Here is a 24331-nt window from a genome sequence, read left to right on the forward strand (position 1 = left end):
GAATCGGGCGGCTCCATGGACAATAGAACCGGCGAAATCGAAGCCTTTTTACGCAGTGTCGAGGGCGGCAGCTTCGCCGCGGCGGCCAAAGCCTTGCGGCAGACACCCTCAGCGGTGAGCCGTAGCGTGGCGCGGCTCGAAGCCCGGCTGGGAGTGCGGTTGCTGACTCGAACGACCCGCTCGCTTGCCGTGACCCCGGAGGGAGAAAAATTTCGGGTACAGGCGCAAAAGCTGCTGTTGGACCTGGATGAGCTGGAGCGTTCGTTCGCGACCGACAAGAGCGAGCCACGCGGGCGCTTGCGAGTGAGCGCATCGACGCCGTTTGGAATTCATCGGGTGATACCCGTGTTGCCGGAGTTTCTGCAGCGGTATCCGAAGATCACGGTGGATTTGGCGCTGACGGATGCGTTGGTCGATCTGGTCAGCGAACGCACCGATGTCGCGATCCGTCACGGCGCGTTGCGAGATTCATCGCTGCGGGCGCGCAAGCTGGGCAGCAGTCGCTGGCTCGTCGTCGCTGCGCCGGAATATTTGCAACGTCACGGTACGCCGCAGGCGCCGGCCGATCTGGATCGGCACAATTGCCTGAACTTCAACTACCGTCGCTCGATCGAAGGCTGGACCTTTCGTGCCGGCCAGCGGAGTAAACAAGTTCACGTCACGGGGAACTTCATAGCGAACTCCGGCGAGTCGCTGCGACTGATGTGCGTGGGCGGCGCCGGTGTGGCGAGGCTGGCGGATTTTCTCGTTGGAGCCGATGTGCGTGCTGGCCGGCTTGTGCCGCTATTGCAGGATTACATCAAGGCGGACAGCGAAGATATACATGCGTTGTATATCGGGCATGCGCGCCTGGCGGCGCGAGTCAGAGTCTTTATGGATTTCCTGGTCGAGCGAGTATCCATAGCAGACTGAGCCTGCGCCCCCTGCGCCCCCTGCGCCATCGATGCCATCGGCCCGGGCCGTTACTACTATACACATAGTATTATTCGTGTACTATGCACTTAGTAGTACGTCGAGGCGCTATGAAGATCTCTCTTGGCAGCAGGGAAAGCGAGGTGATGGACGTGCTGTGGCAGCGCGGGCCGTCGACAGTGAACGAAGTCTTGAGCGGCTTGAGCGCGAAGCTTGCGTACACGACTGTGCTCACGATTCTGCAGAATCTCGAGTCGAAGAAATGCGTGCGGCACGTTGCCGAAGGCCGGGCGCATCGTTACGAGGCGGCCGTCAAGCAAGCGGATCTGCGTCGAACGGCCGTGCGGCAACTCACAAAAAAGCTGTTCCGCGGCTCGTCCGAGTTGCTGCTCGCTCAGCTCGTAGACGACCACGAGCTCTCCAAGGATCAGCTGCAGCGTATTCAAGCGATTCTGGACGAAAACCGCAAAGCAGGCTCGAAAAGGAAGACATAAATGCTGAGTTGGATGCTCTATGCGACGCTCGTCGCTGGGATGGTCGGCCTGGCTGCTGTGGCCTGGGAGCGAGCCGCCTCGCTTTGTCGATTTGCTTCCCGATGGGCATGGGTTGCGGCACTGGCTTTGTCCGTCTCGATTCCGGTGGTACACACACTCGCACCGCTCCCCATGAGCGAACGATTTCTGGAAGTCGTGGGAACTTCATCGATCGGGAACCTCGATGCCGAGGTCTCGGCAGGTCCCTCGATGCAGGCGCCACTCAGCCAGAACGCCGGGGTGCAGGCGATCGACCAGTGGTTGGGCGCCGTCTGGCTGTGCTTATCGGCAACTGCCTCGATCATGTTCGCGCTCGGGCTTTATGCGGTGAGGCGGGAGCAGCGGCTTGGGACTGTCGCCGTCGTTGCGGGCTGCCCAGTCGTGATGACGGAAAACCTTGGACCCGCCGTCATCGGCCTCACCAACCCGACGATTCTTCTTCCGGGATGGATACGCCAGATGTCCGCCCGCCAGCGTGAAATGGTGATAGCGCACGAGCTGCAGCATGTCCAAGCGAAAGATCAATGGCTGATCGGCGCAGCAATTTGCGTACTGATGATCTTTCCCTGGAACGTTGCTCTCTGGTGGCAACTGAAACGCCTGCGATTGGCAATCGAGTTGGATTGCGATCAGCGCGTGCTGCGAGCTCAGTTCGGACCCAATGAATATGGTCAGGCACTTCTCGATGCAGCGTCGCTAGGAGCGCGCGACACAGTTGTCGTTCCGGCGCTGATCGAGTCAGCATCGTCCCTGGAGAAGCGGATTCGAACGATGCTCCGTTCGCGCGCGCCGCACGACAAACCCGCGATTGTGATTCTTGCGCTCGCGTCTCTGGCGATCTGCGCGACTGCTGCAGCGTTGAATCCACCTGCTGCCCGGCCGTGGACGCCGCATCCAACCGCAGGATCGGTCATTGCCGCACCTCGCGTGCTCTCTCCGCAGCATGAGCTGGAAGTACAGTGGCAGTCGCTCGTGCAGGCTATCGCGCATTTCGAGCCGGGCGTATTGAACGCCGACCGGTCCAGGACTCCATATATTTTCATCGCTGCGGACAATGACGGTCGCGTCGTTCGCCATCATCTCGAGTTTCGGCCTTCATGGCAGAGAGACCCGATTTCCAGCGATGAATTGCAAAACATGTTCGCAGCGCTCGCTGGCGAGCCAACGGCTGCTAGCGCCGTGTTTCTGCAGCTGAGGTTGGGCTCGAGGCGCTTTGGTCCGAACCCGGCGCTGGTAATTCTGGGCGTGAATCCAGGCGGCAAGCCGATCGACGTAGCGGCCCCGGCTATCGATATGTCCGCGATCCGACGCGACCGTAACTGGCTGGAAGCCTTTCTGATCAGGAAGACGGAAAACGAACGCGCCGTGATAAAGCTAGCCGATCCGGCGGCGATCGACGTTGGGCTCACCCAGGGAACGGAGCTGTGGATGGCGTTGAGCGCCGAGGGGGAATTCGTTCGCGGAGGGCGGCGAAACATCATCACCGATCCGAACGAGTCGCGACGCTTCGTCGAGAACGCTCTACTGGGGGCGCGCATCGGCGATGTCGTGCGCGGCACGGCCGTGAGGGATGCCGCCGGGAATCGCGTTACAGTAGCTTGGCACTGGTTGCAGCAGTAGCGCCCCAGGGCAACGTTGTATCCAATACGCTCGCATTAAAAACGTTTCATCCGCGCCCATGCCTGTCGTCAAGGCCGCCAGCGGGCAAACCTCTTTCTAAACGGCTGCGCCGTGGCCACAATGCGCGCTTGCCATGGCCATGGCGTTTTGAATGAGGTTCGAAGTGAAGTCCAGCTCGCTCCTGAAGAATTATGTCGCCGCGCTCATCGGCTGTGCCGCGATGAGCTTTGCGGTCGGGGCTACGGCGTCCGGCAAGCCGGCGGTGGATCAGGCGCTGCACGATCAGGCGCTGGCAATCCTGCAGAAGTCGATCAGTTTCCGGACCGTGGAGGGCGCGGGGCAGGTGCCGGCCTATGCCGAGTATCTGAAGAGCGTGCTGGTCGAAGCCGGCTATGCGCCTGGCGATATCGAGATCGAGCCGGTTGCGAACACGGCTACCTTCGTCGCCCGCTACAAAGGCGCCGACAGCAAGAAGAAGCCGCTGCTGGTCATCGGTCACATGGATGTCGTCGAAGCGAAGCGCGAGGACTGGCAGCGCGATCCGTTCACGCCGGTGCTCGAAAACGGCTATGTGTTCGGCCGCGGCTCGGTGGACAACAAGTTCGAAGTGTCCATGATCGTCGCGACCATGGCGAACCTGAAGCGCCAGGGCTGGAAGCCGAAGCGCGACGTGATCCTGGCGTTTTCCGGCGACGAAGAAACGTCGATGGCCAGCACGCGCAAGCTTGCTGCGCAGTTCAAGGATGCGGAGCTGGCGTTGAACGGCGATGCCGGCGGCGGCCTGCTCTCCGAAGAGGGCCAGCCGGTTGTATACGGCCTGCAGGCGGGCGAGAAGACCTATGCGGACTTCAAGCTGACCGTCACCAATCCCGGCGGACACTCCAGCCGCCCGGGCAAGGTGAACGCCATCAATCAGCTGGCCGCAGCACTGGATCGTATCGGCAAGTATCAGTTTCCGGTCATGCGCAACGAGCTGACCACGGCCTATTTCAAAGCGAGCCTGCCGAAGTTGTCCGGACCGACGGCCGAAGCCGTCAAACGGTATCTGGCGAACCCAGAGGACGCACAGGCGATCGCAACCTTGTCCGATGACCCAAGTTACATCGGCCAGCTGCGCACCACTTGCGTGTCCACGATGATCGAAGGCGGCCACGCCACGAACGCGCTCCCGCAGAAGGCGGTTGCCAACATCAACTGCCGTATCTTCCCCGGCACGCCGGTGGCGGAAGTGCAGAAGACGCTCGGCGAAGTCGCGGCCGATGCGGAAGTGAAGATCACGCAGGTGACCACCGGCTCGGTTGCGAGCGACGCGTCCCCCTTGCGCAAGGATGTGATGGCCGCTGTGACCAAGGCGGTGCACGCCAACTATCCGGGCTTGTCGATCGTGCCGTCGATGTCGGCCGGCGCGACCGACAGCATGCACTTCCGTGCGAACGGTGTGCCGAGCTACGGCGTGTCGGGCCTGTTCATGAAGGACTCGGATGAGTTCTCGCACGGTCTCAATGAGCGCGTGCCGGTGTCGTCCATCGACGGCGCACTCGCGCATTGGAACAGCGTGTTGAAGGACCTCGCTCGCTGATACAAACGCGCGAGTCCGTCAGTCGGTGACGGGCTCGCGCGTCGCGACCGGTGTTTCATTCTTAGCCGTGAGTGCGTGCCCATCCCCGGCGCGCAACGTCCAGAAGCTGAGCGACGACACGATCGTTGCGACGCCTAAAGTAATGAACGCCGCGTGCAGCGCGTTCGTGACCGCGATCTGATCGGTCTGTGGCAAGCCTCCCAAATACCAGCCCGTCAGCAACGAGCCGCAGGCCAGACCGAAGCTCATCGACAGCTGCTGCGTGGTGCTGGCGATGGTGTTCGCCATGCTCGAGTTACGCGCGTCGATATCGGCGAAGGCGAGCGAGTTCATGCTGGAGAACTGCATCGAGTTGCCCGATCCCACCAGGAAGCTCAGCAGCACGATCACGACGATGGGCGTGCTCTGATCGGCCAGCGCGAACAAGCCAATGATCACGCCCATCACCATCGTGTTCACGATCAGAATGCGTCGATAGCCATAGCGTCGCAGCAGATGCGGCGAGATCGCTTTAACAGTCATCGCGGCGATGGCCGAAGGCATCATCATCAGGCCCGACTGCCACGCCGGCATGCCCATGCCGAGCTGATAGAACAGCGGCAGCAGGAAAGGCAGGCCGCCAATGCCGAGTCGCGTGACGAGCCCGCCGAGCACCGAAACCCGGAACGTCCGCACCTGGAATAGTCGCAGACTCAGCAGCGGATGCTCGGTGCGATTCGCGTGCAACCCATAAGCGCCGAGCAGCGCGAACGACAGCAAGAAAAGAATCGCACTCGAAGTCACATCGAGCCGATGCTCGCCGAACACTTCGAGCAGCCATGACAACAGCGCCGCGCCCGAGCTGAACAGCACCAGGCCGATCACATCGAGCGGTCGGGGCGAGTCGCTGCGGTATTCCGGCATGTAACGGCGGCTGAGCCACAGCGCCGCGAAGCCCACCGGCACGTTGACGAAAAAGATCTCGCGCCACGACCACCAGTGCACGATCAATCCGCCGACCGTCGGGCCCAGCAGCGGGCCGATCAATGCCGGGATGATCACGAAGTTCATCTTGTCGAGCAGTTGTGATTTCGGAAACGTCCGCACGATCGCGAGCCGTCCAACCGGTGTCATCATCGCGGCGCCGAGGCCTTGCAGGATGCGAGCGGCGACGAGCATCGGCGCGTTCAGCGACAGGCCGCACATGATCGAAGCCAGCGTGAAGATGGCGACGGCCGAGATGAACAACTTCCGCGTGCCGAAGCGATCGGCCAGCCAGCCGCTCACGGGAATGCCGACCGCTAGCGCCAGGATGTAGCTGGTGACAATGGCTTTGAGGCTGAGCGGGGTGACATCGAGACTGCGCGCCATGCTCGGCACGGCCGTATTCACGATGGTCGAGTCGAGCGTTTCCATGAACAGCACGACGCCGACCAGCCACGGCAGGTAACGTTGGACGTCGGATGAGGGCGCGGTGCTCACATGCGCGGCGTGCGCTTACTCGCTGGGATCGATTTGTCTGGCAGCGTCGCGAATGGGTTGGGCTGAGCTGGGGCGCACGACGCGCGCGACCTCAGTGCCGTCCTTCATGAAGATCAGCGTGGGCCACAGCTTGACGCGGAACGACCGGCCGAGCGGTCGGCCGGGGCCATCTTCGATCTTCAGATGCCGCAGGTCGGGATGGGCGGCCAGGCCTTGTTCGATGTGCGGCTGGGCGGCTGAGCAGAAGCCGCACCAGTTGGTGCCGAACTCGATGACGGTCGCGCCCGGCAAGGCATCGACTTCAGTGCGCGACGGCGCGCTCTCGGTATAGGCGCTCATGGCGCCGAATTCTAACCAGCCGACCTCGCCGTCGTAAGTCGGCTTTTCGGCGCGTTACTGCTGCTTATCGCTCACCCAGTTGCCGATGTCGGCGTCCAGGCCCTCGCCGCCTTCCTGGTTGTCGGCGCCGTAGGTGAACAGGTCGAACTCTTTGCCGTGCGTGCCCGGGTAGACGTAGCGATAGTCGTTACCCCAGGGATCCTTGCTCGCAGTCGAGTCGAGGTAGCCGCCTTGCTTCCAGTTGCGCACGCTCGAATCGTTGGGCTTCTCGTACAGCGCCTTGATGCCCTGTTCGGTGGTCGGATAACGGAAGTTATCCATGCGATACAGGTTGAGCGCGGTTTCGATGGTGCGGATGTCGCTGGACACCTTGGTCAGCTGCGCATCGTCGATTCGACGCATCACGTTCGGCGCGACGATCGCGGCCAGGATGCCGAGAATCACCACGACGACCATGATTTCGATGAGCGTAAATCCGCCGCTGCGCTGGAATTTTTGGGTTGATTTCATTGCAATCTCGCTGCGCTGTATGACATGCCGACTGCCGTGTCGGGCCGCGCGGATCATATCTGGATGGCCCGTGTCCGCAAACTGGGGACTGCGGATACCCGCTGTCTCCGAGCGGATTAGATGGGGGATCTGGCCGCGAGTTCGAACTCGCTCGCGGCGCAGATTCACTGCAATGTTACTGCGGCGGTTCCTGACCCGGCTGAGGGTCTTCGAGGGGGTAGGTCTGCACGCCGCTGGGAGCCGAGCTGCTGGCCGTGGAAGCCGGCGGTTGAGTCGGGGTCGCGGGCGGCGGGGTGGTCGCCGGGGCGGCCGGCACATTGCCGCTGGCCGAACGCTGCACGGCTGCGACGAACTGATCCGCCGGGGCCGGTGCGCTCGGCGCGTCGGCACGGATGATCTCGCTGGCCAGGATGCCGGGCTTCTTATAGAACGATTCGTTCGAGGAGCTATCGATGGTGATGGCCGAGCCGTCGAGCGCGACACCTGCGAACAAGCCGCTGGCGCGCGAATATGAATACACCTGCGCGGTCAGCCCGATATCGGTTGCCGCCGAGCTCTGCCGGCCGACCGGACCCGCCGCGACCGACGCGTCCGCGCCCAGCGTGACCTTGCCGCCGACGATGCCTTCGATGCTTTGCTTTGAGGTGAAAACGAGCACGACGTCGGCGGACTGCACGCCGACCTGGAAGCCGAAGCTGCCGCCAGTCAGGTTGATGAAAATCGGATTGCTCCACGCGCCGGTGTCCTTACGAACGACCAACACGCCCTTGCCGCGACGACCGCCGATGCCGAGACCGACCTTGATGACGGTGGGGATGACGGCAACGGCGTAAGCGCGCTCCATCAACCAGGTAGGAATATTTTGCTCGGGCATGCTCATCAGCTCGCTCAGCACCTGTGTCGAGGTGAGCAGCCGTGCCTCCTGGCGCTCGCCAGCAACAGCACCGGCGGTCATGGCGCAGGAAAGCAGAAGCACCGCGAGCTTGGTCGCGAACAGGTTGGATCGTGTGCGCATCGTTGGCGTCACTCCTACAAACGAGTCAGTCTCGTAATGAGACTTTAACAGAAGCGGTGGGTTCAAGCCCGAGGCGGATTCTTGGCGATTTAATTCGAGCGGGCTTGCGGCGTCTTGGCAGGCGCGGCGCCGCTGGTGGCGAGCATCAGGTCGTTGAGCTTTTCGCGCTGACCATTGGCGATATAAAAGTGCTCGACGCGTTGGCGCGCCTTGATGCGCACGTCGCGATCGGCGCTGTCGTCGGCGGCGAGCTCTGTGTACGCGCGCGTCAAGTATTGTTCCGCCTCGCGCATGCGGCCTTGCTTGTAGAACACTTCGCCGAGCGCGCTCGCCGAACGGGCGGCACGCCAGGCCGGCGCATCGGTGCGCTTCCAACGATTCATCGCCGCCGTCAGCGTCCCTTCGGCATCCGCCAGGCGGTTGGTCTCGAGCAGCACTTCACCGAGCAGATGCTCGGCCGAGCACACGTATTGATGATCGGCCGGGCGCGTCTTCGCCAACGTGTCGAGCGAATGACGCAATTCGCGTTCGGCTTCTGTGTACTTCGCGCGACGCATGAGCACCGAGGCATAGGCCGTGCGGAAATATGGCGTGTACGCGTGCTCGGCGCCGAGCGCGTTGACTGCGGAGCTCAGCGCCTCGGCGGCGAACTGTTCCGACTCGGCCAGCTGGCCCTGCGCTCGACGAATCTGCGACAGCGAGTCGAGCACTTCGGCCACCTGGCGGCTGTTGTTGCCGAACAGGATGCGCTGCTTCTCCAGTGTGCTCTCGAACATCACGCCCGCTTCGTTGATATGGTTCTGCATCAGCAACGCTTCGCCGAGCCGCGTTTCGGCGAGCACGCGATCGGGATGCAGATCGTTGGCCGTCAGGCGGAAGATATCCACGGCCTGGCGCGTCACGCGCTCCACCGACGGAATGTCGTCCATCCACATGAACACCAGCGACAGGTCGAGCAGCACGACCGCGACTTCCTGATCGTTAGGGCCGCGCACCTGACGATTCAACGCCAACGCGTGTTCGAACGATTGCCGCGAGCGGCTGACATCGCCGCTGGCAAATTCCACGCGGCCGCGATTGGTCAGCAAGGTCGCGTAGGTCGGAGTGCGTTGACCGCCGATGCGATCGCAAAGGGCCAACGCTTCGTTGATGACGCGCGCCGAGCCGTTCATGTCGCCCAGCGCTCGCAGCGTGATTGCGAGCTCGGACATGTCTTCGGCAGCCGGCAGGCCGCCGCTGTTCGGCATTTGCCGGCGCAGGTGTACGGCATCTTCCAGATAACTCAGCGAACGTTCCGGATCGCCGCTGCGCCGGAACGCCCGGCCGATGGAGGCGAGCAGCCGCGCGCGAACCTCGGGGCGCATGCCTTTATCGGCTCGCACCTGCATGCCCGACTGTTCGAGCAGCTGCCGTGCGGTGATCTCCTTGCCCTGCGCCTTGAACGGCTCGGCCGCGGAGAACACATCCAGCATGAATTCGGACACGGCCTGGGCCGATTTGCTCTCGTTCGCGGCCCGGTCGCGCTCGGCGGCGATGCGCTGGTTCTGAATCGACATCGCGACGGCGAACACAACGATGACAACGATGAGAAACGCGCCCGCCGACACACCGAACGCATGACGACGCACGAAACGCTGCGAGTAATACAGCCAGTTGCCCTGGCGTGCGACGACCGGCTCGGCCGACAGATAACGGCGCACGTCGGCGGCCAGCTGTTCGACGGAGCCATAGCGATGCTGCGGCTCTTTGCGAAGCGCGCGCATGACGATGGCATCGATGTCGCCGAGCAGGCGCTTCTGCAATCGATCCGGCTGCAGGCCGCGAGCCAGCGCGATGGCCGCGATGGCCGATTCGCCTTCCGCGGCCTCGGCCGCTTCCATCGCTTTCTTGACCGCGGTGCTCGGGCGCTGCGGATCGCTGATACAAATGGAACGTTCCAGCTCGAGCTGGCTGGCCGAGGAGGGCACGGTGTACGGCCGCAGCCCGGTGAGCAATTCATATAAAACGACGCCGAGCGCATAAACGTCGCTGGCGGTGGTGACCTGACGGCCGAGGATCTGTTCGGGGCTGGCGTATTCCGGCGTCAGCAGCCGGTCGTTCATGCGCGTCAGCGCCAGCATGGCGGCCGCATCGCCGGTATCGAGCAGCTTGGCGATGCCGAAATCCAGCAGTTTCGGCGAGCCTTCGGCGGTCACCAGGATGTTGGCCGGCTTCAGGTCACGATGCACGATCAGGTTCTGGTGCGCGTACTGGACGGCGTTGCAAATTTCCAGAAACAACTTCAGCCGCGCGTGCAGATCGAGCTGCTGGCGATCGCAATAACGATCGACGGGCTCGCCGTGCACGTATTCCATGACCAGGTACGGCTGGCCGTCCTTGGTTTCGCCGGCATCGAGCAGCCGGGCGATGTTGGCGTGATTCAGGCTGGCGAGAATCTGCCGTTCGGCGCGAAACCGCAGGCCGAGGTCGCCATGAATGGGGGCGTTGTCGACGATCTTGACCGCGACCTGCGCCGAATACTGGCGATCGGCGCGCTCGCCTAAATAAACGGTGCCGGTGCCGCCGTGGCCGAGGATGGATGCGAGTTTGTAATTGCCGATGACGCGGCCGACCAGCGCTTTGCGCCGGTCGCGGGTGGTGGCGTCGATGGCGGCGCCGAGGGCGTGGGTCAGCGGGCCGGTGGACTGGCCGACATCGCAGGCGAGCAGCTCCAGCAGCTCGTTTTTCAGGTCTTTGTCGTCGCCGGTCTCGGCGCCGATGAAAGCTTCACGTTCGTGTTCCGGCAACTCGACGGCGCGGGAGAACAGATCCTGCAACCGCTCCCAGCGATCGTCGACTGTCTTCCCTGGTTGTCCGGTCGTCATGAGGCTTCGGGTTCGCGATTCCGTTGCGGTCGGATCTGGCGCAGGATCCAGGCCTTCGCGAGCCGGATCTCCCGGTCGACGGTGGCCTCGGACACCTTCAGGGTCTCGGACAGCTCCTGATAGGTGAGGCCGCCGAAGTAGTGCAGCTCCACCATCTCCGCGAGGCGCGGATTGTTGCCGGACAGGCGCTGCAAGGCCTCGTCGATTTCCAGCACGTCGATATCGCCCGCGGTCGCGGGGCCGAGATCGAGCACGTCCATGTCGAAGTCGTTCAGCGAGCCCGTGGTGGTGCCGCCGCGTTTGTCACGAAACCGGCTCTTGGCGTGATCCACCAGAATACGGCGCATCTGCCGCGCGGCCACAGCGAAGAAATGAGCACGGTCCTGCCACGAGACATTCATCTCGACGAGCTTGACGAATGCCTCGTGCACGACGGCGGTGGCCTGCAGGGTGTGGCCCGGGCGCTCGCGTTTCATATAGCGGCGAGCCCGGTTGCGCAGCTCCTCATATATGAGCGGCGTCAGTCGTTCCAGGGCGCGAGTGTCCCCTGACTGCCACGCAGACAACAGCCGTGTCACTGCCTGGCGGTCGGGCGGTGGAATGGCCGCTGCGATTGTGTTGCTCAGTTGCGGGTCTCCGATTCGGGGCCTGTCTGTTCTTCCAACCGAAAAACGCCACGGCGTTTTCGACGGGTTCTCTAGTTTACGGGCTCGAGTGCGACAGTTTCTCACCTGGCGCCCCGGCTGTACCGCGTCGCTAAGCCAAAACCGCCTTACGGCCGTCCCTGAATCCGGCCCAACCGATTGATTTGCGGGATGTCCCGAAATTGCGGTTGAGCGATGTACTGATTGTTCCTTTTTTCTTCCGCTTGTCCAGGGGGCTGTGACGGGATTCTCAAGGGGACATCGCTTAACTCAGTGATCGAGCCAGTGCGACTGGCGTTTTTTAGCACTTTTCCCGGGAGGGGTTGTTGTCATGCGTAACGTATTTGCAATTTCGATGGCGGTGGCGGGCGTTCTGTTTGCTTCTAACGCGAGCTCTGGCGCGCAGCTGGCGGACGGCGATACGGGCGGCAAGCGCCCGGTATTTAACATTGTCGACGGCGACACGGGTGGCAAGCGTCCGGTCCTGGCCGATGGCGACACGGGTGGCAAGCGCCCGGTATTTAACATCACCGACGGCGACACCGGAGGCAAGCGTCCGGTCTTGACCCTGGCCGACGGCGATACCGGCGGCAAGCGGCCGGTATTCAACATCGTCGATGGCGACACCGGCGGTAAGCGCCCGGTGCTGGCCGACGGCGACACGGGCGGCAAGCGTCCGGTGCTGAACCTCACCGACGGCGATACGGGTGGCAAGCGCCCGGTGCTGGCGGACGGCGATACAGGTGGCAAGCGCCCGGTGCTGAACCTCACTGACGGCGACACCGGCGGCAAGCGTCCGGTGCTGGCCGATGGCGATACCGGCGGTAAGCGCCCGGTGCTGAACCTGGCCGATGGTGACACCGGCGGCAAACGCCCGGTGCTCGCTTAACAAACGAATCCTATTCGCAAGTTTGAATTCGCGTTGGAGATAGAGATGACAAAGCGTCGTATCGCCCTTGGCGCCGCCATGTTGCTCACGCTCGGCACCGCAGTGGCCAGCACGTTTCTGTACGGCCACGAGCAGGCCGCGATGGTCGAGCAGCCGATCACGTTGCCTTCCGACACAACCACCTCGGCAGCAGGCTCGAGTGTCTCGACCGTGACTGCGGAGCAGATCGCGATGTGGAAGGCCACTGCCGCATCGACTGACTACGAAGCTCTGAAAGCGCCGATCTAACTTACCGGCGCAACACTGGCGTGCGACCGGTTCCCTCCCACCGGTCGCACGCTGTTTGCCGCTCGATGCACACAGGGTGGGAAGGCAGGCTGTCAGTCGTCTGCGTACGGATACAAGGCGTCGACGGCGTTGTCGTCGCCTACCGACAGACCTTTGAAATGTGCGGCAAGTCACAGGCCCGTCGCGTTTTTGCGCCGCTGGCATCACACTTCGTTCGTTGACATATTTGCGCTGCGTATAGCACCCTAGCTGGCGTTGTCAGAGGTGTAGCCACGCTCGTGTCAGGGGCCACCTTAAGCAAGGGCAAACTCACCGAAAGGTGGGGACGCAAAGCCACCGGTCTAAGGGAATTGATCCTAGGACAGCGGGGTTGCCAGCGCCGGCCTCTCATTCATTGTGGAGGCGCCGATCGGCTGCCTCACCGCGTGTCCGGCGACGAATAAAAGTTCGATGTCACAGTCCTCACAAGCTCGCTTGCCGCTCCAGGCTGCCGCACGGATGCCACGCTTTGCATTGCTGGCGTTGTTGCTGCTCGGGCCCGCTGTGTGCGTGCCGGCAACCCAACTAGTCGGCCAGCCCGCGCCGGACTTTGCACTGCGTTCGTGGGACGGCGCGAACATGCGCCTGTCCGAACACTCCGGCGAAGTAGTGCTGATTAACTTCTGGGCAACCTGGTGCGGGCCCTGTCGCCAGGAGATGCCATTGCTCGATGAGATCTATGGCAAGTACCGCCGCGCCGGCCTGGTCCTGTTCAGCGTCAACCTGGATGAGGAAACCAATGTCGACGCGGCGCGTGAAATGGCGAAGACGCTGCGCGTCAGTTATCCGGTGCTGTTCGATGCTCGCAAGGAAGTGAGCCGTGCCTATCAGGCGAGCACCATGCCGCTGACCGTACTGATCGATCGCGAAGGTGTGGTGCGCTACATCTCCGAGGGCTACAAGGCCGGATATGAAACGCGCTACACCGAAAAGCTGCGTGAACTGCTGAACGAGTGACTCGTGTCCAACGGATCATCCGCTTCGCCCACTGCACCGAACTCGTATCGAACTCTCGAGCACCCTCCACGGATTTGCCGGACATTGCCATGCTGCGTCAGAGCCTCCTGAAAATAACTGCCACGCTGTTGCCCCTGCTGTTCGCAGCGGGGCTGGCAACTGCCCAAGACTCGACCACTGCGCCGCTGACCGACACGAGCGCGCCAGCTCCAGCCCCGTCGGCGCCGGCAGGCGGCGACAACTTCAAGAGCCTCGACGAAGAAGTGCAGGCGCTGAAGAAGGAAGTGCTCGACCTGAACCGAGAACTGTTCGTGCTGGAGGAAGAGCTGCTGTTCCCGGCCAATACGCAAGTGGCGGTGTTCGTTTCCATGGACGTGGGCGAGTTCTTTGCGCTCGACTCGGTGACCCTGAAGCTCGATAACAAGGAAGTCGCCAACTATCTGTACACCGAGCGCGAGGCGCAGGCGCTGCTCAGGGGCGGCGTGCACCGCGTGTTCATCGGCAACCTGAAGGCGGGCGAGCACGAGCTGATCGCGCTGTTCACCGGCCAGGGCCCGAACCAGCGCGACTATCGCCGTGGCGCGACCATCAAGCTCGAGAAAGGCGTGGGCGCCAAATACGTCGAGCTGAAGATCAGCGACAAGGCCGTCAAGGCGCAGCCCGAGTTCATCGTCAAGGAATGGGAATAACCCGTGCCGGGCCGATGTAACAAATTATTGGTTGCGATGCTGTTCGCGCTAGGCGCGACCAACGTCGCGGCCGCCAAGGAGAACAAGGCTCCCGAGCCGCGGCCCTTGGTCGGCACCCCGCAGGTCGTGCGCGATCTGCACTGGGGCGACGTGCTGTTTTATTTCTATCAGGGCGACTATCTGCAGGCGCTGACGCGCCTCGGCGCCTCGCAGGATTTCAATCGCATCGGGCACCACGGCGTCGAGGCCGAGCTGCTCAAAGGCGGCTTGTATCTATCGCTCGGTCAGCATGAAGAGGCGGGACGCATCTTCAAAGCGCTGCTGAACGACAACGTGCCGCTCGATGTGCGCAACCGCGCCTGGTTCTATCTCGCGAAGGTCTGGTATCAGCGCAACTACCTGGAAGACTCGGCGACTGCGCTGGCGTCGATCCGTGGCGCGTTGCCCGGCGATCTCGAGCCGGAGCGTCATCTGCTCGAAGCGCAGGTGTTGATGTATCTCAACCGCTACGACGAAGCGATCCGCGCGTTGGAGCGGTGGCAACCGGTGGGCGCGGGCGGCGATGTTTGGTCGTCGTATGCACGCTTCAACATCGGTGTTGCGCTGGTGCGCCAGGAGCGGGTCGAGGAAGCGGCCGAGTTGTTGAACGAAGTCGGTCAGATCGCGGTGCCGACCGAAGAGCTTGCGGCGTTGCGCGATAAAGCCAACCTCGCGCTCGGTTTCGCCTGGCTCAAGGCCAATCGTCCCGAGGACGCGAAAAAGGTGCTGCAACGAGTGCGGCTGGAAGGCCCGCAGTCGAACAAGGCGCTGCTTGCAGTGGGTTGGGCGGACTCGGCGGAGAACCAGTTCAACAAGGCGCTCGCGCCGTGGATGGAACTGCGCGATCGCGACATCCTCGACGCAGCGGTGCAGGAGTCGTATCTCGCCATTCCTTATGCATATGCGCAGCTCGACGCAACGGGCCAGGCGGCGGAACAGTATGTAACCGCGGTTGAGGCGTTCGCGGCCGAGTCCCAACGCATCGATCAATCCATTCAGGCGATTCGCGACGGCAAGTTGCTCGACGCCATCGTCGAGAACGACAAGGCCGATCAGGTCGGCTGGTACTGGCAGCTGCAGAATCTCCCCGACGCGCCCGAGACCCGCTATCTCTATCACCTGCTGGCAACTCACGAGTTCCAGGAAGGCCTGAAGAACTATCGCGACCTGCGGCTCATGCAGCGCAATCTCGCCACCTGGGCGTTGAGCGTGCAGGCGTTCGAAGACATGGTGGACACGCGCCGCCGTGCCTACGATCAGCGTCTGCCGGGCTTGCAGAAGACGCTCGACACCGTCGATCTGGACGCGATGGAAGCGCACAAGAACGAGCTGGAATCGCGCCTGGCCGCGACCGAACGTGACGACGATGTGACTGCGCTCGCCACGTCGCGCGAAAAGGAACAATGGTCCAAGGTGCAGCAGATCGAAGCGGTGCTGGCGAAGGCGGACCAGAACGATCCGATGGTGCAGGAGATGCGGGAGAAGGCGCGCCTGATCCGCGGCAAGCTGCTGTGGGATTTCAATGGCAGCTTCAAGGCCCGCCAGTGGCGTGCCCGCAAGGAACTGCGTGAGCTGGATGTCGCTTATAAAGAAGCGCGTCGCCGGTCGGTGCTCGTCGAGCGCGCGCGTGGTGACTATCCCGCTCGTACTGAGGAGTTTGCACGCCGTGTGGCTACGTTGCCGCCGCGCATCGACGGCTTGAGCGCGCGCTTGGAAGCGACCGCCCAGGCTCAGAACCGCTATCTGGCGGCTGTTGCGATCAAGGAACTGGAGTCGCAAAAGCAGCGCCTCGCCTCCTATTCGTTGCAGGCACGTTTCGCGCTGGCGTCGATCTACGACAAGGCGGCGACGGGCAGCAACGCCACCGGTGAGGGTGGCGTCGACAAGGGAGGCGCGGAATGAGCGGATCCAATAAGCTCCGCATCCTGGTCACCCTCGCGCTTTCCAGTGCGATTGCGATGCCGGCGTGCGCCGCAGAGCTGCCGCCAATCAAGCCGGCGCCGCGAACCATCCGCGATCTCGAGAAGAAAGAGGTCAAGGTCAATCGCGATCCGCCGAGCGACGTGAAAATGCAGCAGGCGATCGAGCAGTACCGCCGCTTCCTCGAAATGGAATCGCAGAACGAGAAGCTGCGCGCCGAAGCCATGCGTCGTCTCGGCGATCTGCAGGTCGAGGACGAGAGCGCACGCACGGCCGAAGGTGCCTTTGGCGGCCTCGGCGTCGACGAAGCCGTGCAGCTGTACGAAGGACTGCTGAAGTCCTATCCGGACTACGAGCGCAACGACGTCGTCATGTATCAGCTGGCGCGTGCTTATGAAGCGAAAGGCCAGCTCGAGAAGTCGCTGACGGTGCTGGACCAGCTGGTGGCGACTTATCCGCGCAGCCCATGGCTGATTGAATCGCAGTTCCGTCGCGGCGAGATCCTGTTCAGCCTGGGTCGGTATCGCGAGGCCGAGAACGCGTACGTGGCGGTGACCACGCCGGGTGCGGATACGGGCTTCTTCGAGCAGGGCCTCTACAAGCTCGGTTGGTCCTTGTTCAAACAATCGCTCGGCGAGGAAAGTGTCTCCGCGTTCATGCGGCTGCTCGATCGGATCCTGGTGCGGGACGGTCAATTGCGTTCGCGAGATTCTTTGAGCCGGCCGGAGCGCGAGCTCACGTCGGATGCGTTGCGCGCGATGGCGATCAGCTTTTCGGATCTCGACGGGCCGGCGACGCTCGATGCCACGCTGGCGCAGCGAGGCGATCCGCCGTACGCACACTTGGTGTATGAAGCGCTCGGCGATTTCTATCTGGAAAAGGAACGTTATCTGGACGCGGCAGTGGCGTTCGAAGCGTTCGCCAAGCGGCGCCCCGACGATCGTTATGCGCCGTCGTTGCAGATGCGGACCATCGATGCCTACCAGAAGGGCCGCCTGGCGTCGCTGGTCATCGAAGGCAAGCAGGCTTTCGTCGAGCGTTACGCGTTCGGCTCCGCCTTCTGGCGCGAGCGCACGGTTGCAGATGCGCCCGAAGTGGCTGCGCAGTTGAAGTCCAACCAGAAGGACCTCGCGGAGTATTACTACGCGCTGGCGCAGAAGGATAAGAAGCCGGAGAACTATGCGTCTGCGGCGCGCTGGTATCGCGCGATGCTCGATTCGTTCCCGCAAGATCCGGAAGCGCCGGCGAATCGCTTCGTGTTGGGTGAAGTGTTGTTCGAGTCCGGGCGCTTCGCCGAGGCGGCCAAAGAGTATGAAACGGCGGCGTATGACTATCCGGCGCATCCGAAGTCCTCGGCTGCCGGTTACGCCGCGCTGGTCTCTTATCAGAAGCACGAGCCGACGCTTCAGGGCCAGTCCAAGGCCGTGTGGCATCAGCAGGGCATCGAGAGCGCGCTGATGTTTGCCACCAGCTTCCCCGAGCACCCGGAGTCGGCCCGCGTGCAGACCAAGGCCGACGAAGATCTGTTCGCGCTGAACGATTTCGATCGCGTGATCGAAGTGTCGACGTTGATCCTGGAGCGCAATCCTCCGGTCGAACGCAAGCTTGCGCGCACGGCGACCACGCTGCTGGCGCACTCGCTGTTCGATCGCGGTCGCTTCGGCGAGGCGGAAGCGGCCTATGTGAAGGTGCAGGGCTTCCTGCCTGCCAACGACCCGGATCGCGCCAACATCGAAGAGCGCATCGCTGCGTCGATTTACAAACAAGCGGAAGCGAAGCGCGCGGCGGGCGATTCGACCGGTGCGGTCGACGACTTCCTGCGGGTCGCGGCGCTGGCTCCGAACTCGAAGGCGCGCTCCAACGCGGAATACGACGCCGCGAGCATCCTGTTGCAGAGTAAGCAGTGGGAGCGGGCCGCGCAGGTTTTGGAAACATTCCGTCGCAACTATCCCAATCACGAGCTGGTGCCCGATGCGACGCGTTCGCTCGCGGTCGCCTATCTCGAACTGGGTCGTGGCACGCAGGCCGCTGCCGAGCTGGAGCGTGTGGCTGCGCGTGAGCAGGAGCCGGTCGAAATCCGGCGCGCTGCTCTGTGGCAGGCGGCCGAGCTCTATGACAAAGCGGCTTCGCCGACCAATGCGGCACGTTTGTATGCAAGCTACGTGAAGCAATATCCGTCGCCGCTCGATCCGGCGATGGACGCGCGCCAGAAGCTCGCCGACATGGCGAAGGCGCAGAACGACGTGAAGGTCCGGTCGCAGTGGCTGGATGAGATCATTCGCGCCGACAAAACAGCCGGCGCGGCGCGCACCGATCGCAGCAAATATCTCGCGGCGAAGGCGACCATCGAAACCGCCGACGTGCCGGTGGCGTTGTTCAAGTCGATCAAGCTGACTGCGCCGCTGAACAAGTCGCTGAAGTCCAAACGCGACGCCATGGAAAAGACGCTGGCGATCTACAGTCAGGCGCTCGACTATGGTGTTGCCGAGGTCACCACGCAGGCCACCTATGGCATGGGCGAGCTGTATCGCCAGCTGGGCGCCGACCTGATGGCGTCGGAGCGGCCGAAGAATCTGGATGAGGAGGCCAGGGAACAGTACGACGTGCTGCTCGAGGAACAGGCCTTCCCATTCGAGGAAAAGGCCATTGAATTGCACGAGACCAATGCGCAGCGCACCGGCGACGGCGTTTACGATCAATGGGTCCAGCGCAGCTTCGATGTGCTGGCGAAGTTGAAGCCGGCGCGCTACGCCAAGACCGAGATCAGTGAAGACTATGTGCCGACGTTGCCTTGACAGCACTCACTCGGAAGGACGTGATTGGCGTGGGCTGATCGTCGGCGCGCTGCTCGGTCTTTTGCTCTCAGGCTGCGGTTCTGCGCCGACAGGTTCGGACGCGCAGCAGGAGAAAGCCGCGGCCGAAGCCGCTGCGGGCGTGCCGGTCGAGCCGGTGCTGCCTCCCGAAGCGGTGCAACAGTTCGAGCGCGCCGTGCAAGCGATGAGCTCCGGCGATCTCGCAACCGCTGAGCAGGGATTCCGTGCGCTCGCGACTGCGTATCCATCGTATTCCGGCCCGCTACTGAATCTTGGCATCCTGCACGCCAAGGCTGGCAAGCTGGACGAGGCGGAGAAAGCCATTCGCGACGCGATCGCGCGCAACGGCAACAACGCCGCGGCGTTCAATCAACTCGGCATCGTCCAGCGCAAACAGGGCAAGTTCAAGGATGCGAACGATGCCTATACGCGCGCGGTGCAGATCGATCCGAACTATGCGCTGGCCTGGTTGAATCTGGGTGTGCTGTGCGATCTGTATCTGCAGGAACCGCAGCGTGCGCTCGAAGCATATGAGCGTTACCTCGCGACAGCGAGCGCGCCGGACGCGAAGGTCAACGGCTGGGTGACCGAACTGAAGAAACGGATCGGCGCCGATCCGCGAAGTGCCCAAACTGGCGAATGAGCACCATGAGCACAATGCGCTTCACTCTGCCTCTGTTACTGATGTTTGCTTCGGCGGCCGTGTATGCGGCCGAGGAGCAGGGCACGTTATCTAAAGAAGCGACCGCGGCTGGTCCCGCTGTGGACACCAGCAAGACGACGAACGTATCGCAATCGTCAGCGGCTGCCGAAGCGCCGCCGCCGTCAGCGGAGCCATCGACTTCGTCGGAACGCGCTGGCGGCCCGCGTGCAGTCGTGCGCAACGATCGACTCGATCTCGACACCACGACTGTGACCGGCAATCGCGAGCTGCCGAAGGTGATGTACGTGGTGCCTTGGAAGAAATCCGATCTTGGCGATCTGCCCGCGCAGCCGTTCAACACGCTGCTGGATGAGGCACTGACGCCGGTCGATCGTGACGTTTTTCGTCGAGAGGTGACCTACTACGGTGCAATCAATGGCGGCTCCGACGCGGCGGCTCCGCCACCTCCGAGCACTGAGAAGTAGGTCGCAGCAGGCAGTATTTATGTAAGGCGATAAAGCGCGCCTTATTCACTTATTCAGTTGAGCGCTCGCCCGGAAATGAGCGGCGCCTTGGTCTACCGCACCGCATAGGAGTCTTACGACGATGGAATTGATCCATTTCATGGTGAATTTCTTCCGCGAGGGAGGATTCTTCCTGTATCCGCTGGCCGCGATCTTCGTGATCGGCATCTCTATCGCCATCGAGCGTTTCATCTTCCTGACCAACGAGACGACCCAGAACCGTCGTCTGTGGGCGCAGGTCGTGCCGCTGATCAACAGCGGCAACTTCAAGCAGGTGGTGGCCATCACCTCCAAGTCCAAGGCGTCGATCGCGACCGTGCTGAACTACGGCATCGCTCGCCTCGCCAGCGCCCGCCGGCGCGATGACGTCGAAAAGGCCATGGACGAGAGCCTGCTCGAAATCATTCCGCGCGCCGAGAAGCGCACTCACTATCTTTCGGCGCTGGCCAACATCGGCATGCTCACCGGTCTGCTCGGCACCGTCATCGGCCTGATCGCGGCGTTCGCCTCGATCGCCCAGGCCAATCCGGCGGAAAAGGCCAGCCTGCTGGCCGCCAGCATCTCGGTCGCCATGAACAACACCGCGTCGGGCCTGTTCGTCGCGATCACGCTGTTGTTGGCGCACATGTTCCTGGAAGCCAAGACCACCAAGATGATCGACAGCCTGGAGATCGCTTCGGTGAAGTTCATGAACTCGGTCGTCGAGCGCCGTCAGGACGTGGAAGTCGGCAACGACGATCTGGCCGCCCCGCAGCCGCGCGGTCGCGCGGCTCACGGAATGGCCTGAGAAAGATTGGAACGCCACAGCGGTCCGTTAAAGGGATAGACAATGGCTCAGTCCAAGGCACAGCGGCGGGTAGCGCGCAATCACGCGCGCTATCGCGGCCGGCACGAGATCAACGTCGTGCCGATGGTCGACATGATGATCATCATGGTGTTCTTCCTGATCTTCACCGCGGTGTTCACCAAGACGAATATTCTGGAGCTCAACCTGCCGGGCGCCGACAGTGCGGTGCCGGACCTGCCCGAGGGGTTGAACCTGGAAGTCATCATTCGCAAGGACAAGATCGAAATCGCCGATCGCGGCACCGGGCTGCTCAAGAGCGTCCCGACCAATGGCGGCGCCTACGATCTGGTCGGGCTGCAGGACTACCTGAAGCTGGTGAAGACCAAATATCCCGATAAGACGGATGCGACCATCCTGCTCGAGCAGGAGATTGCCTATGACACGCTGGTGCAGGTGATGGACACGGTGCGTGTCTTCAGCGTGGCCGAGAACAGCTGGACTTACGGCGAGCTGTTCCCGGATGTGTCCGTGGGAGACGCGCCGACATGATCAATCGAATCAAACGACATCGCAGTCGCAAGCATGGCGGCGCCGAAGCCGGCGGCCACATGACGCTGGTGCCGTTCATCGACATGCTGATGATCCTCACGGTGTTCTTGCTGGTGCACAACTCCGACGTGGACATCCTGCCGAACACCAAGTCGATCGCGATTCCCCAGTCGCTTTCGGACAAGAAGCCGCGGCCGAGCGTGGTGGTGATGATCACGAAGGAAGATCTGCTGGTGGATGGCAAGGCCATCGCCAAGGTCACCGATGTGATCAACTCGCAGGAGGCGGTGATTCAGCCGCTGAAGCGGGCGCTGCAGGGTCAGGCCGACACCGTGCTGGTGGACGCGGCCAAGCAGGAGGTCAAGGATCGCGAAGTCACCATCATGGGCGACAAGAACACGCCGTACAGCGTGCTTCGCAAGATCATGGCGACCTGCACCGATGCTGATTACGGCAAGGTATCGCTGGCGGTGGTCGAACGCGAAGGCGCGAATGCCGTCAGCCCGAGCGCAAGCGGGCGCACGGCGGCATTCAATGCCTCGGCGTCGAATGCCGTGGGTAGCTGAGGAGCCGGCCACTCATGAGCACACTCGCCCCTTACTATCGTTTATATGACTTGCCTTGGTCGCCGACCGAGGAGGTCGAAGCGCGCTTCCGCAAGGTGGTGCGCAACGCCTTCATCCTGTTCGCCATCCTCGCGATCTTGATTCCTTTGATTCCAGTGCCGGAAAAGACCTTGGTGAAGGCGCCGGACATTCCCGATCGCATCGTCAAGCTGGTGATCGAGAAGAAGGCCCCGCCACCGCCGCCTCCGCCGCCGCCGAAGCTCGAGGAGAAGAAGCCGGAGCCGATCAAGCCGGTGGAGACTCCCAAGCCCGAGCCCAAGCCGCAGCCGACCGCTCGTGAGCGTGCGCAGAAGCAGATGGCGAACGTGGCGGACCAGTTTGCCGAGCTGCGTGACATGTCGGTGGCCGACAAGGCCATGCAGACCAAGAACCTCAGCGGCAAGGTCGGTGAGTCGACACGCTCGGAACGTTCGCTGCTGACTTCGAAGGTTGGCGCGAGCAGCGGCGGCATCAACACGGCCGCACTGAGTCGCGGTTACGGTGGCGGCCAGGGTGCGCTCGAAGGGCACACTACGACACAAGTAACGTCGTCGGTGCTCACTCAGCAGGCGCAGGACAAAGTGCAGCGGGGCAGCGGTAGCGGCAAGGCTTCGCGCAGCGAAGAAGAGATCGCGCTGGTCTTTGTCCGCAACAAGGGCGCCATCGACTCGATGTATCAGCGCGCCCTGCGCGACAAGCCTGAGCTGCAAGGCAAGGTCGTGCTCGAGCTGACCATTGCGCCCGACGGCTCGGTGCAGCGCTGCGAAATCCTGTCCAGCGAGCTCAACGACCCCGAGCTGGAGCGCAAGCTGGTGGCCCGAGTGAAGTCGTTCCGCTTCGAAGCGAAGGACGTTGGCACGATGACGGTCAGCAAGCCGATCGACTTCTTCCCCGGATAAGCGGGGACTGCGACGATCGAGGCCCCTGCCATTGCGGCAGGGGCCTTTTCTATTTCAGGGCTAGCGCAAAGAAGCGCGTGCCCGGCAGATATTTGTCGTTGTACGGCGGCGTTTCGATGAAGCCGAGCTGCCGGTACAGCGTTTGAGCCGAAGTCATGCTTGCCAGGGTGTCGAGGTGGAGGGTGTGACAGCCTGCGTGCCGGGCGGCATCGACGATGGCTTTTACCAAACAGCGGCCCACGCCCGCTTTCCGAAAGACGGGACGCACATACAGGCGCTTCATTTCCCCCGCGCCGTCACCCAATGGTCGAAGCGCCGCGCAGCCGGCCACTTCCCCATCCACGTATGCAATGAACAACGCACCCCGCGGCGACACATATGGCGCCGGCAACGCCGCGAGCTCGCTGGCAAATCCTTGATATTCGAGATCGATGCCGAGAGCGAGCGCGTATTCTTGAAATAAATCGCGCGCCGTGGCGATCTGTTCCGACGTGTCTGCGCGGGTAAGTACGACGTTGCCGGGAAGCATGCGTGCCGGAATGTATGTCCTGCCGATATGTCACAGGTTAAGTGAAACCTTCGGCGGCTCGGAAGACACACAATAGGATCGCGGCGACCGTGACAGCCGGATCGCCCCGGACGCCTGTAATGAATCGACGGATCTTATTCGCGCTTCTGACGTTCCTATTTTTGACAGCGTCCCCATATCCGCACGCATGAGCAACGACCACCGCAACCCACCCCCGCCCGTAATCGACGCCGCGCGAGTGGTGTCGTATGCGTTCGTGGACGACATTCCCTATTGCCACGTCGGCTCCCTGTTCACCGAGGAGGCGATGATTGCTCAGGTGCCGCGGCTGGCGATCGCGGTGGGGCTGGGCTCGCAGCCCGCTCCGTTGGTGCTCCATTGCGACGAGGAATGGATTTCGCTCGGCATCTCGGACGCGGAAACCGTCGAGCAGGCGAAGCAGGCCTTCGAGCGCATCTATCCGGGCGTCAGCGAACGCTGGATCGACACCCATATCACGCTCGAAGAAGCGCTGGCGTACTACGACTCCGAAACAGCCGGCTTGAAATGTTCCTTCTGCGGCAAGCGTCCGTTTGAAGTCGAGGGCCTGATCGAAGCGCCGGCGGCCACCATCTGCCGCAGCTGTGTCGAAGAGTTCTACGGCGACTTCCAGGTCGACGGCGAGGACGAAGTCGGCAACTAGGG

Annotated in this window: 24 protein-coding genes and 1 riboswitch; of the genes, 17 read left to right on the forward strand and 7 right to left on the reverse strand. The window is 62.6% G+C overall.

Annotated features, from left to right (window positions below; genetic code table 11):
• The first annotated feature begins 15 nt into the window (after nucleotides 1-15).
• The 4 genes from EK373_RS09400 to EK373_RS09415 all read left to right on the forward strand — a co-directional run bounded on the left by EK373_RS09400 (nucleotide 16) and on the right by EK373_RS09415 (nucleotide 4644).
• Nucleotides 16-912 carry a LysR family transcriptional regulator gene (locus EK373_RS09400; protein WP_129642415.1) on the forward strand — a complete coding sequence of 299 codons (897 nt, stop codon included), beginning with the start codon at nucleotides 16-18 and terminating at the stop codon, nucleotides 910-912.
• 110 nt (nucleotides 913-1022) lie between these two features.
• Entirely contained in the window at nucleotides 1023-1406 is a 384-nt protein-coding gene (locus EK373_RS09405) for a BlaI/MecI/CopY family transcriptional regulator (RefSeq protein ID WP_129642416.1), read from the forward strand.
• Between the two features lie 171 nt (nucleotides 1407-1577).
• The gene (locus tag EK373_RS09410; protein ID WP_232831052.1) at nucleotides 1578-3065 is read left to right on the forward strand and encodes a M56 family metallopeptidase; all 1488 of its coding nucleotides are present in this window, start codon (nucleotides 1578-1580) and stop codon (nucleotides 3063-3065) included.
• A gap of 151 nt (nucleotides 3066-3216) precedes the next feature.
• On the forward strand, nucleotides 3217-4644 hold the full coding sequence (locus EK373_RS09415) for a M20/M25/M40 family metallo-hydrolase (protein ID WP_198683180.1): 1428 nt from the start codon (nucleotides 3217-3219) through the stop codon (nucleotides 4642-4644).
• Between the two features lie 18 nt (nucleotides 4645-4662).
• Here EK373_RS09415 and EK373_RS09420 read toward each other — a convergent pair whose 3' ends face one another.
• The 6 genes from EK373_RS09420 to EK373_RS09445 form a co-directional block, all read right to left on the reverse strand.
• Entirely contained in the window at nucleotides 4663-6039 is a 1377-nt protein-coding gene (locus tag EK373_RS09420; RefSeq protein WP_129643519.1) for a DHA2 family efflux MFS transporter permease subunit, read from the reverse strand.
• An 81-nt stretch (nucleotides 6040-6120) separates the two neighbouring features.
• On the reverse strand, nucleotides 6121-6444 hold the full coding sequence (locus EK373_RS09425; protein WP_129642418.1) for a thioredoxin family protein: 324 nt from the start codon (nucleotides 6442-6444) through the stop codon (nucleotides 6121-6123).
• 54 nt (nucleotides 6445-6498) lie between these two features.
• Nucleotides 6499-6954, reverse strand: coding sequence for a type II secretion system major pseudopilin GspG (gspG, locus tag EK373_RS09430; RefSeq protein ID WP_129642419.1), 456 nt, complete (start codon nucleotides 6952-6954; stop codon nucleotides 6499-6501).
• 175 nt (nucleotides 6955-7129) lie between these two features.
• On the reverse strand, nucleotides 7130-7969 hold the full coding sequence (locus EK373_RS09435; RefSeq protein ID WP_129642420.1) for a lipid-binding SYLF domain-containing protein: 840 nt from the start codon (nucleotides 7967-7969) through the stop codon (nucleotides 7130-7132).
• Between the two features lie 89 nt (nucleotides 7970-8058).
• Complete coding sequence (locus EK373_RS09440; protein WP_129642421.1) at nucleotides 8059-10833, reverse strand: serine/threonine-protein kinase; 2775 nt, start codon at nucleotides 10831-10833, stop codon at nucleotides 8059-8061.
• Complete coding sequence (locus tag EK373_RS09445; protein WP_322095818.1) at nucleotides 10830-11564, reverse strand: ECF-type sigma factor; 735 nt, start codon at nucleotides 11562-11564, stop codon at nucleotides 10830-10832. Before EK373_RS09445 ends, EK373_RS09440 begins: the two co-directional genes overlap by 4 nt.
• 244 nt (nucleotides 11565-11808) lie before the next feature.
• Between EK373_RS09445 and EK373_RS09450 the strand changes: the two genes are divergently transcribed.
• From EK373_RS09450 to EK373_RS09505, 12 genes are all read left to right on the forward strand, one after another.
• Complete coding sequence (locus EK373_RS09450; RefSeq protein WP_129642422.1) at nucleotides 11809-12366, forward strand: hypothetical protein; 558 nt, start codon at nucleotides 11809-11811, stop codon at nucleotides 12364-12366.
• A 45-nt stretch (nucleotides 12367-12411) separates the two neighbouring features.
• On the forward strand, nucleotides 12412-12654 hold the full coding sequence (locus tag EK373_RS09455; RefSeq protein WP_129642423.1) for a hypothetical protein: 243 nt from the start codon (nucleotides 12412-12414) through the stop codon (nucleotides 12652-12654).
• 292 nt (nucleotides 12655-12946) lie between these two features.
• A riboswitch (cyclic di-GMP riboswitch) is annotated at nucleotides 12947-13032 on the forward strand.
• Between the two features lie 72 nt (nucleotides 13033-13104).
• Entirely contained in the window at nucleotides 13105-13650 is a 546-nt protein-coding gene (locus EK373_RS09460) for a TlpA family protein disulfide reductase (protein ID WP_198683183.1), read from the forward strand.
• Between the two features lie 89 nt (nucleotides 13651-13739).
• The gene (locus tag EK373_RS09465; RefSeq protein WP_198683184.1) at nucleotides 13740-14339 is read left to right on the forward strand and encodes an AraC family transcriptional regulator; all 600 of its coding nucleotides are present in this window, start codon (nucleotides 13740-13742) and stop codon (nucleotides 14337-14339) included.
• Between the two features lie 3 nt (nucleotides 14340-14342).
• Nucleotides 14343-16280 (forward strand): tetratricopeptide repeat protein, encoded by a 1938-nt coding sequence (locus tag EK373_RS09470; protein WP_129642424.1) that lies wholly within the window; start codon nucleotides 14343-14345, stop codon nucleotides 16278-16280.
• Nucleotides 16277-19093, forward strand: coding sequence for a tetratricopeptide repeat protein (locus tag EK373_RS09475; RefSeq protein WP_129642425.1), 2817 nt, complete (start codon nucleotides 16277-16279; stop codon nucleotides 19091-19093). Before EK373_RS09470 ends, EK373_RS09475 begins: the two co-directional genes overlap by 4 nt.
• Nucleotides 19074-19754 carry a tetratricopeptide repeat protein gene (locus EK373_RS09480; RefSeq protein ID WP_232831053.1) on the forward strand — a complete coding sequence of 227 codons (681 nt, stop codon included), beginning with the start codon at nucleotides 19074-19076 and terminating at the stop codon, nucleotides 19752-19754. Before EK373_RS09475 ends, EK373_RS09480 begins: the two co-directional genes overlap by 20 nt.
• 5 nt (nucleotides 19755-19759) lie before the next feature.
• Nucleotides 19760-20239 carry a hypothetical protein gene (locus EK373_RS33320; protein WP_198683185.1) on the forward strand — a complete coding sequence of 160 codons (480 nt, stop codon included), beginning with the start codon at nucleotides 19760-19762 and terminating at the stop codon, nucleotides 20237-20239.
• Between the two features lie 121 nt (nucleotides 20240-20360).
• Nucleotides 20361-21065, forward strand: coding sequence for a MotA/TolQ/ExbB proton channel family protein (locus EK373_RS09490; RefSeq protein ID WP_129642427.1), 705 nt, complete (start codon nucleotides 20361-20363; stop codon nucleotides 21063-21065).
• Between the two features lie 42 nt (nucleotides 21066-21107).
• Nucleotides 21108-21614, forward strand: coding sequence for an ExbD/TolR family protein (locus EK373_RS09495; RefSeq protein WP_129642428.1), 507 nt, complete (start codon nucleotides 21108-21110; stop codon nucleotides 21612-21614).
• Complete coding sequence (locus EK373_RS09500; RefSeq protein ID WP_129642429.1) at nucleotides 21611-22180, forward strand: ExbD/TolR family protein; 570 nt, start codon at nucleotides 21611-21613, stop codon at nucleotides 22178-22180. The genes EK373_RS09495 and EK373_RS09500 overlap by 4 nt, the downstream gene beginning before the upstream one ends.
• 14 nt (nucleotides 22181-22194) lie before the next feature.
• Nucleotides 22195-23118 carry a TonB family protein gene (locus EK373_RS09505; protein WP_129642430.1) on the forward strand — a complete coding sequence of 308 codons (924 nt, stop codon included), beginning with the start codon at nucleotides 22195-22197 and terminating at the stop codon, nucleotides 23116-23118.
• 49 nt (nucleotides 23119-23167) lie between these two features.
• On the opposite strand, the gene EK373_RS09510 is transcribed toward EK373_RS09505, so the two are convergent.
• Nucleotides 23168-23647 carry a GNAT family N-acetyltransferase gene (locus tag EK373_RS09510; protein WP_129642431.1) on the reverse strand — a complete coding sequence of 160 codons (480 nt, stop codon included), beginning with the start codon at nucleotides 23645-23647 and terminating at the stop codon, nucleotides 23168-23170.
• Between the two features lie 187 nt (nucleotides 23648-23834).
• On the opposite strand from EK373_RS09510, the gene EK373_RS09515 reads away from it, so the two are divergent.
• Entirely contained in the window at nucleotides 23835-24329 is a 495-nt protein-coding gene (locus EK373_RS09515) for a ClpX C4-type zinc finger protein (protein WP_129642432.1), read from the forward strand.
• Nucleotides 24330-24331 lie beyond the last annotated feature (2 nt).

Source organism: Peristeroidobacter agariperforans (assembly GCF_004138335.1).
Lineage (GTDB): Bacteria > Pseudomonadota > Gammaproteobacteria > Steroidobacterales > Steroidobacteraceae > Steroidobacter > Steroidobacter agariperforans.

Bases quoted from the DNA above. Each gene is read 5' to 3' on its own strand.
- EK373_RS09400 (WP_129642415.1), top strand. From the start codon at position 16: ATGGACAATAGAACCGGCGAAATCGAAGCCTTTTTACGCAGTGTCGAG.
- EK373_RS09405 (WP_129642416.1), top strand. From the start codon at position 1,023: ATGAAGATCTCTCTTGGCAGCAGGGAAAGCGAGGTGATGGACGTGCTG.
- EK373_RS09410 (WP_232831052.1), top strand. From the start codon at position 1,578: ATGAGCGAACGATTTCTGGAAGTCGTGGGAACTTCATCGATCGGGAAC.
- EK373_RS09415 (WP_198683180.1), top strand. From the start codon at position 3,217: ATGAGGTTCGAAGTGAAGTCCAGCTCGCTCCTGAAGAATTATGTCGCC.
- EK373_RS09420 (WP_129643519.1), bottom strand. From the start codon at position 6,039: ATGGAAACGCTCGACTCGACCATCGTGAATACGGCCGTGCCGAGCATG.
- EK373_RS09425 (WP_129642418.1), bottom strand. From the start codon at position 6,444: ATGAGCGCCTATACCGAGAGCGCGCCGTCGCGCACTGAAGTCGATGCC.
- gspG (WP_129642419.1), bottom strand. From the start codon at position 6,954: ATGAAATCAACCCAAAAATTCCAGCGCAGCGGCGGATTTACGCTCATC.
- EK373_RS09435 (WP_129642420.1), bottom strand. From the start codon at position 7,969: ATGCGCACACGATCCAACCTGTTCGCGACCAAGCTCGCGGTGCTTCTG.
- EK373_RS09440 (WP_129642421.1), bottom strand. From the start codon at position 10,833: ATGACGACCGGACAACCAGGGAAGACAGTCGACGATCGCTGGGAGCGG.
- EK373_RS09450 (WP_129642422.1), top strand. From the start codon at position 11,809: ATGCGTAACGTATTTGCAATTTCGATGGCGGTGGCGGGCGTTCTGTTT.
- EK373_RS09455 (WP_129642423.1), top strand. From the start codon at position 12,412: ATGACAAAGCGTCGTATCGCCCTTGGCGCCGCCATGTTGCTCACGCTC.
- EK373_RS09460 (WP_198683183.1), top strand. From the start codon at position 13,105: ATGTCACAGTCCTCACAAGCTCGCTTGCCGCTCCAGGCTGCCGCACGG.
- EK373_RS09465 (WP_198683184.1), top strand. From the start codon at position 13,740: ATGCTGCGTCAGAGCCTCCTGAAAATAACTGCCACGCTGTTGCCCCTG.
- EK373_RS09475 (WP_129642425.1), top strand. From the start codon at position 16,277: ATGAGCGGATCCAATAAGCTCCGCATCCTGGTCACCCTCGCGCTTTCC.
- EK373_RS09480 (WP_232831053.1), top strand. From the start codon at position 19,074: ATGTGCCGACGTTGCCTTGACAGCACTCACTCGGAAGGACGTGATTGG.
- EK373_RS33320 (WP_198683185.1), top strand. From the start codon at position 19,760: ATGAGCACAATGCGCTTCACTCTGCCTCTGTTACTGATGTTTGCTTCG.
- EK373_RS09490 (WP_129642427.1), top strand. From the start codon at position 20,361: ATGGAATTGATCCATTTCATGGTGAATTTCTTCCGCGAGGGAGGATTC.
- EK373_RS09495 (WP_129642428.1), top strand. From the start codon at position 21,108: ATGGCTCAGTCCAAGGCACAGCGGCGGGTAGCGCGCAATCACGCGCGC.
- EK373_RS09500 (WP_129642429.1), top strand. From the start codon at position 21,611: ATGATCAATCGAATCAAACGACATCGCAGTCGCAAGCATGGCGGCGCC.
- EK373_RS09505 (WP_129642430.1), top strand. From the start codon at position 22,195: ATGAGCACACTCGCCCCTTACTATCGTTTATATGACTTGCCTTGGTCG.
- EK373_RS09510 (WP_129642431.1), bottom strand. From the start codon at position 23,647: ATGCTTCCCGGCAACGTCGTACTTACCCGCGCAGACACGTCGGAACAG.
- EK373_RS09515 (WP_129642432.1), top strand. From the start codon at position 23,835: ATGAGCAACGACCACCGCAACCCACCCCCGCCCGTAATCGACGCCGCG.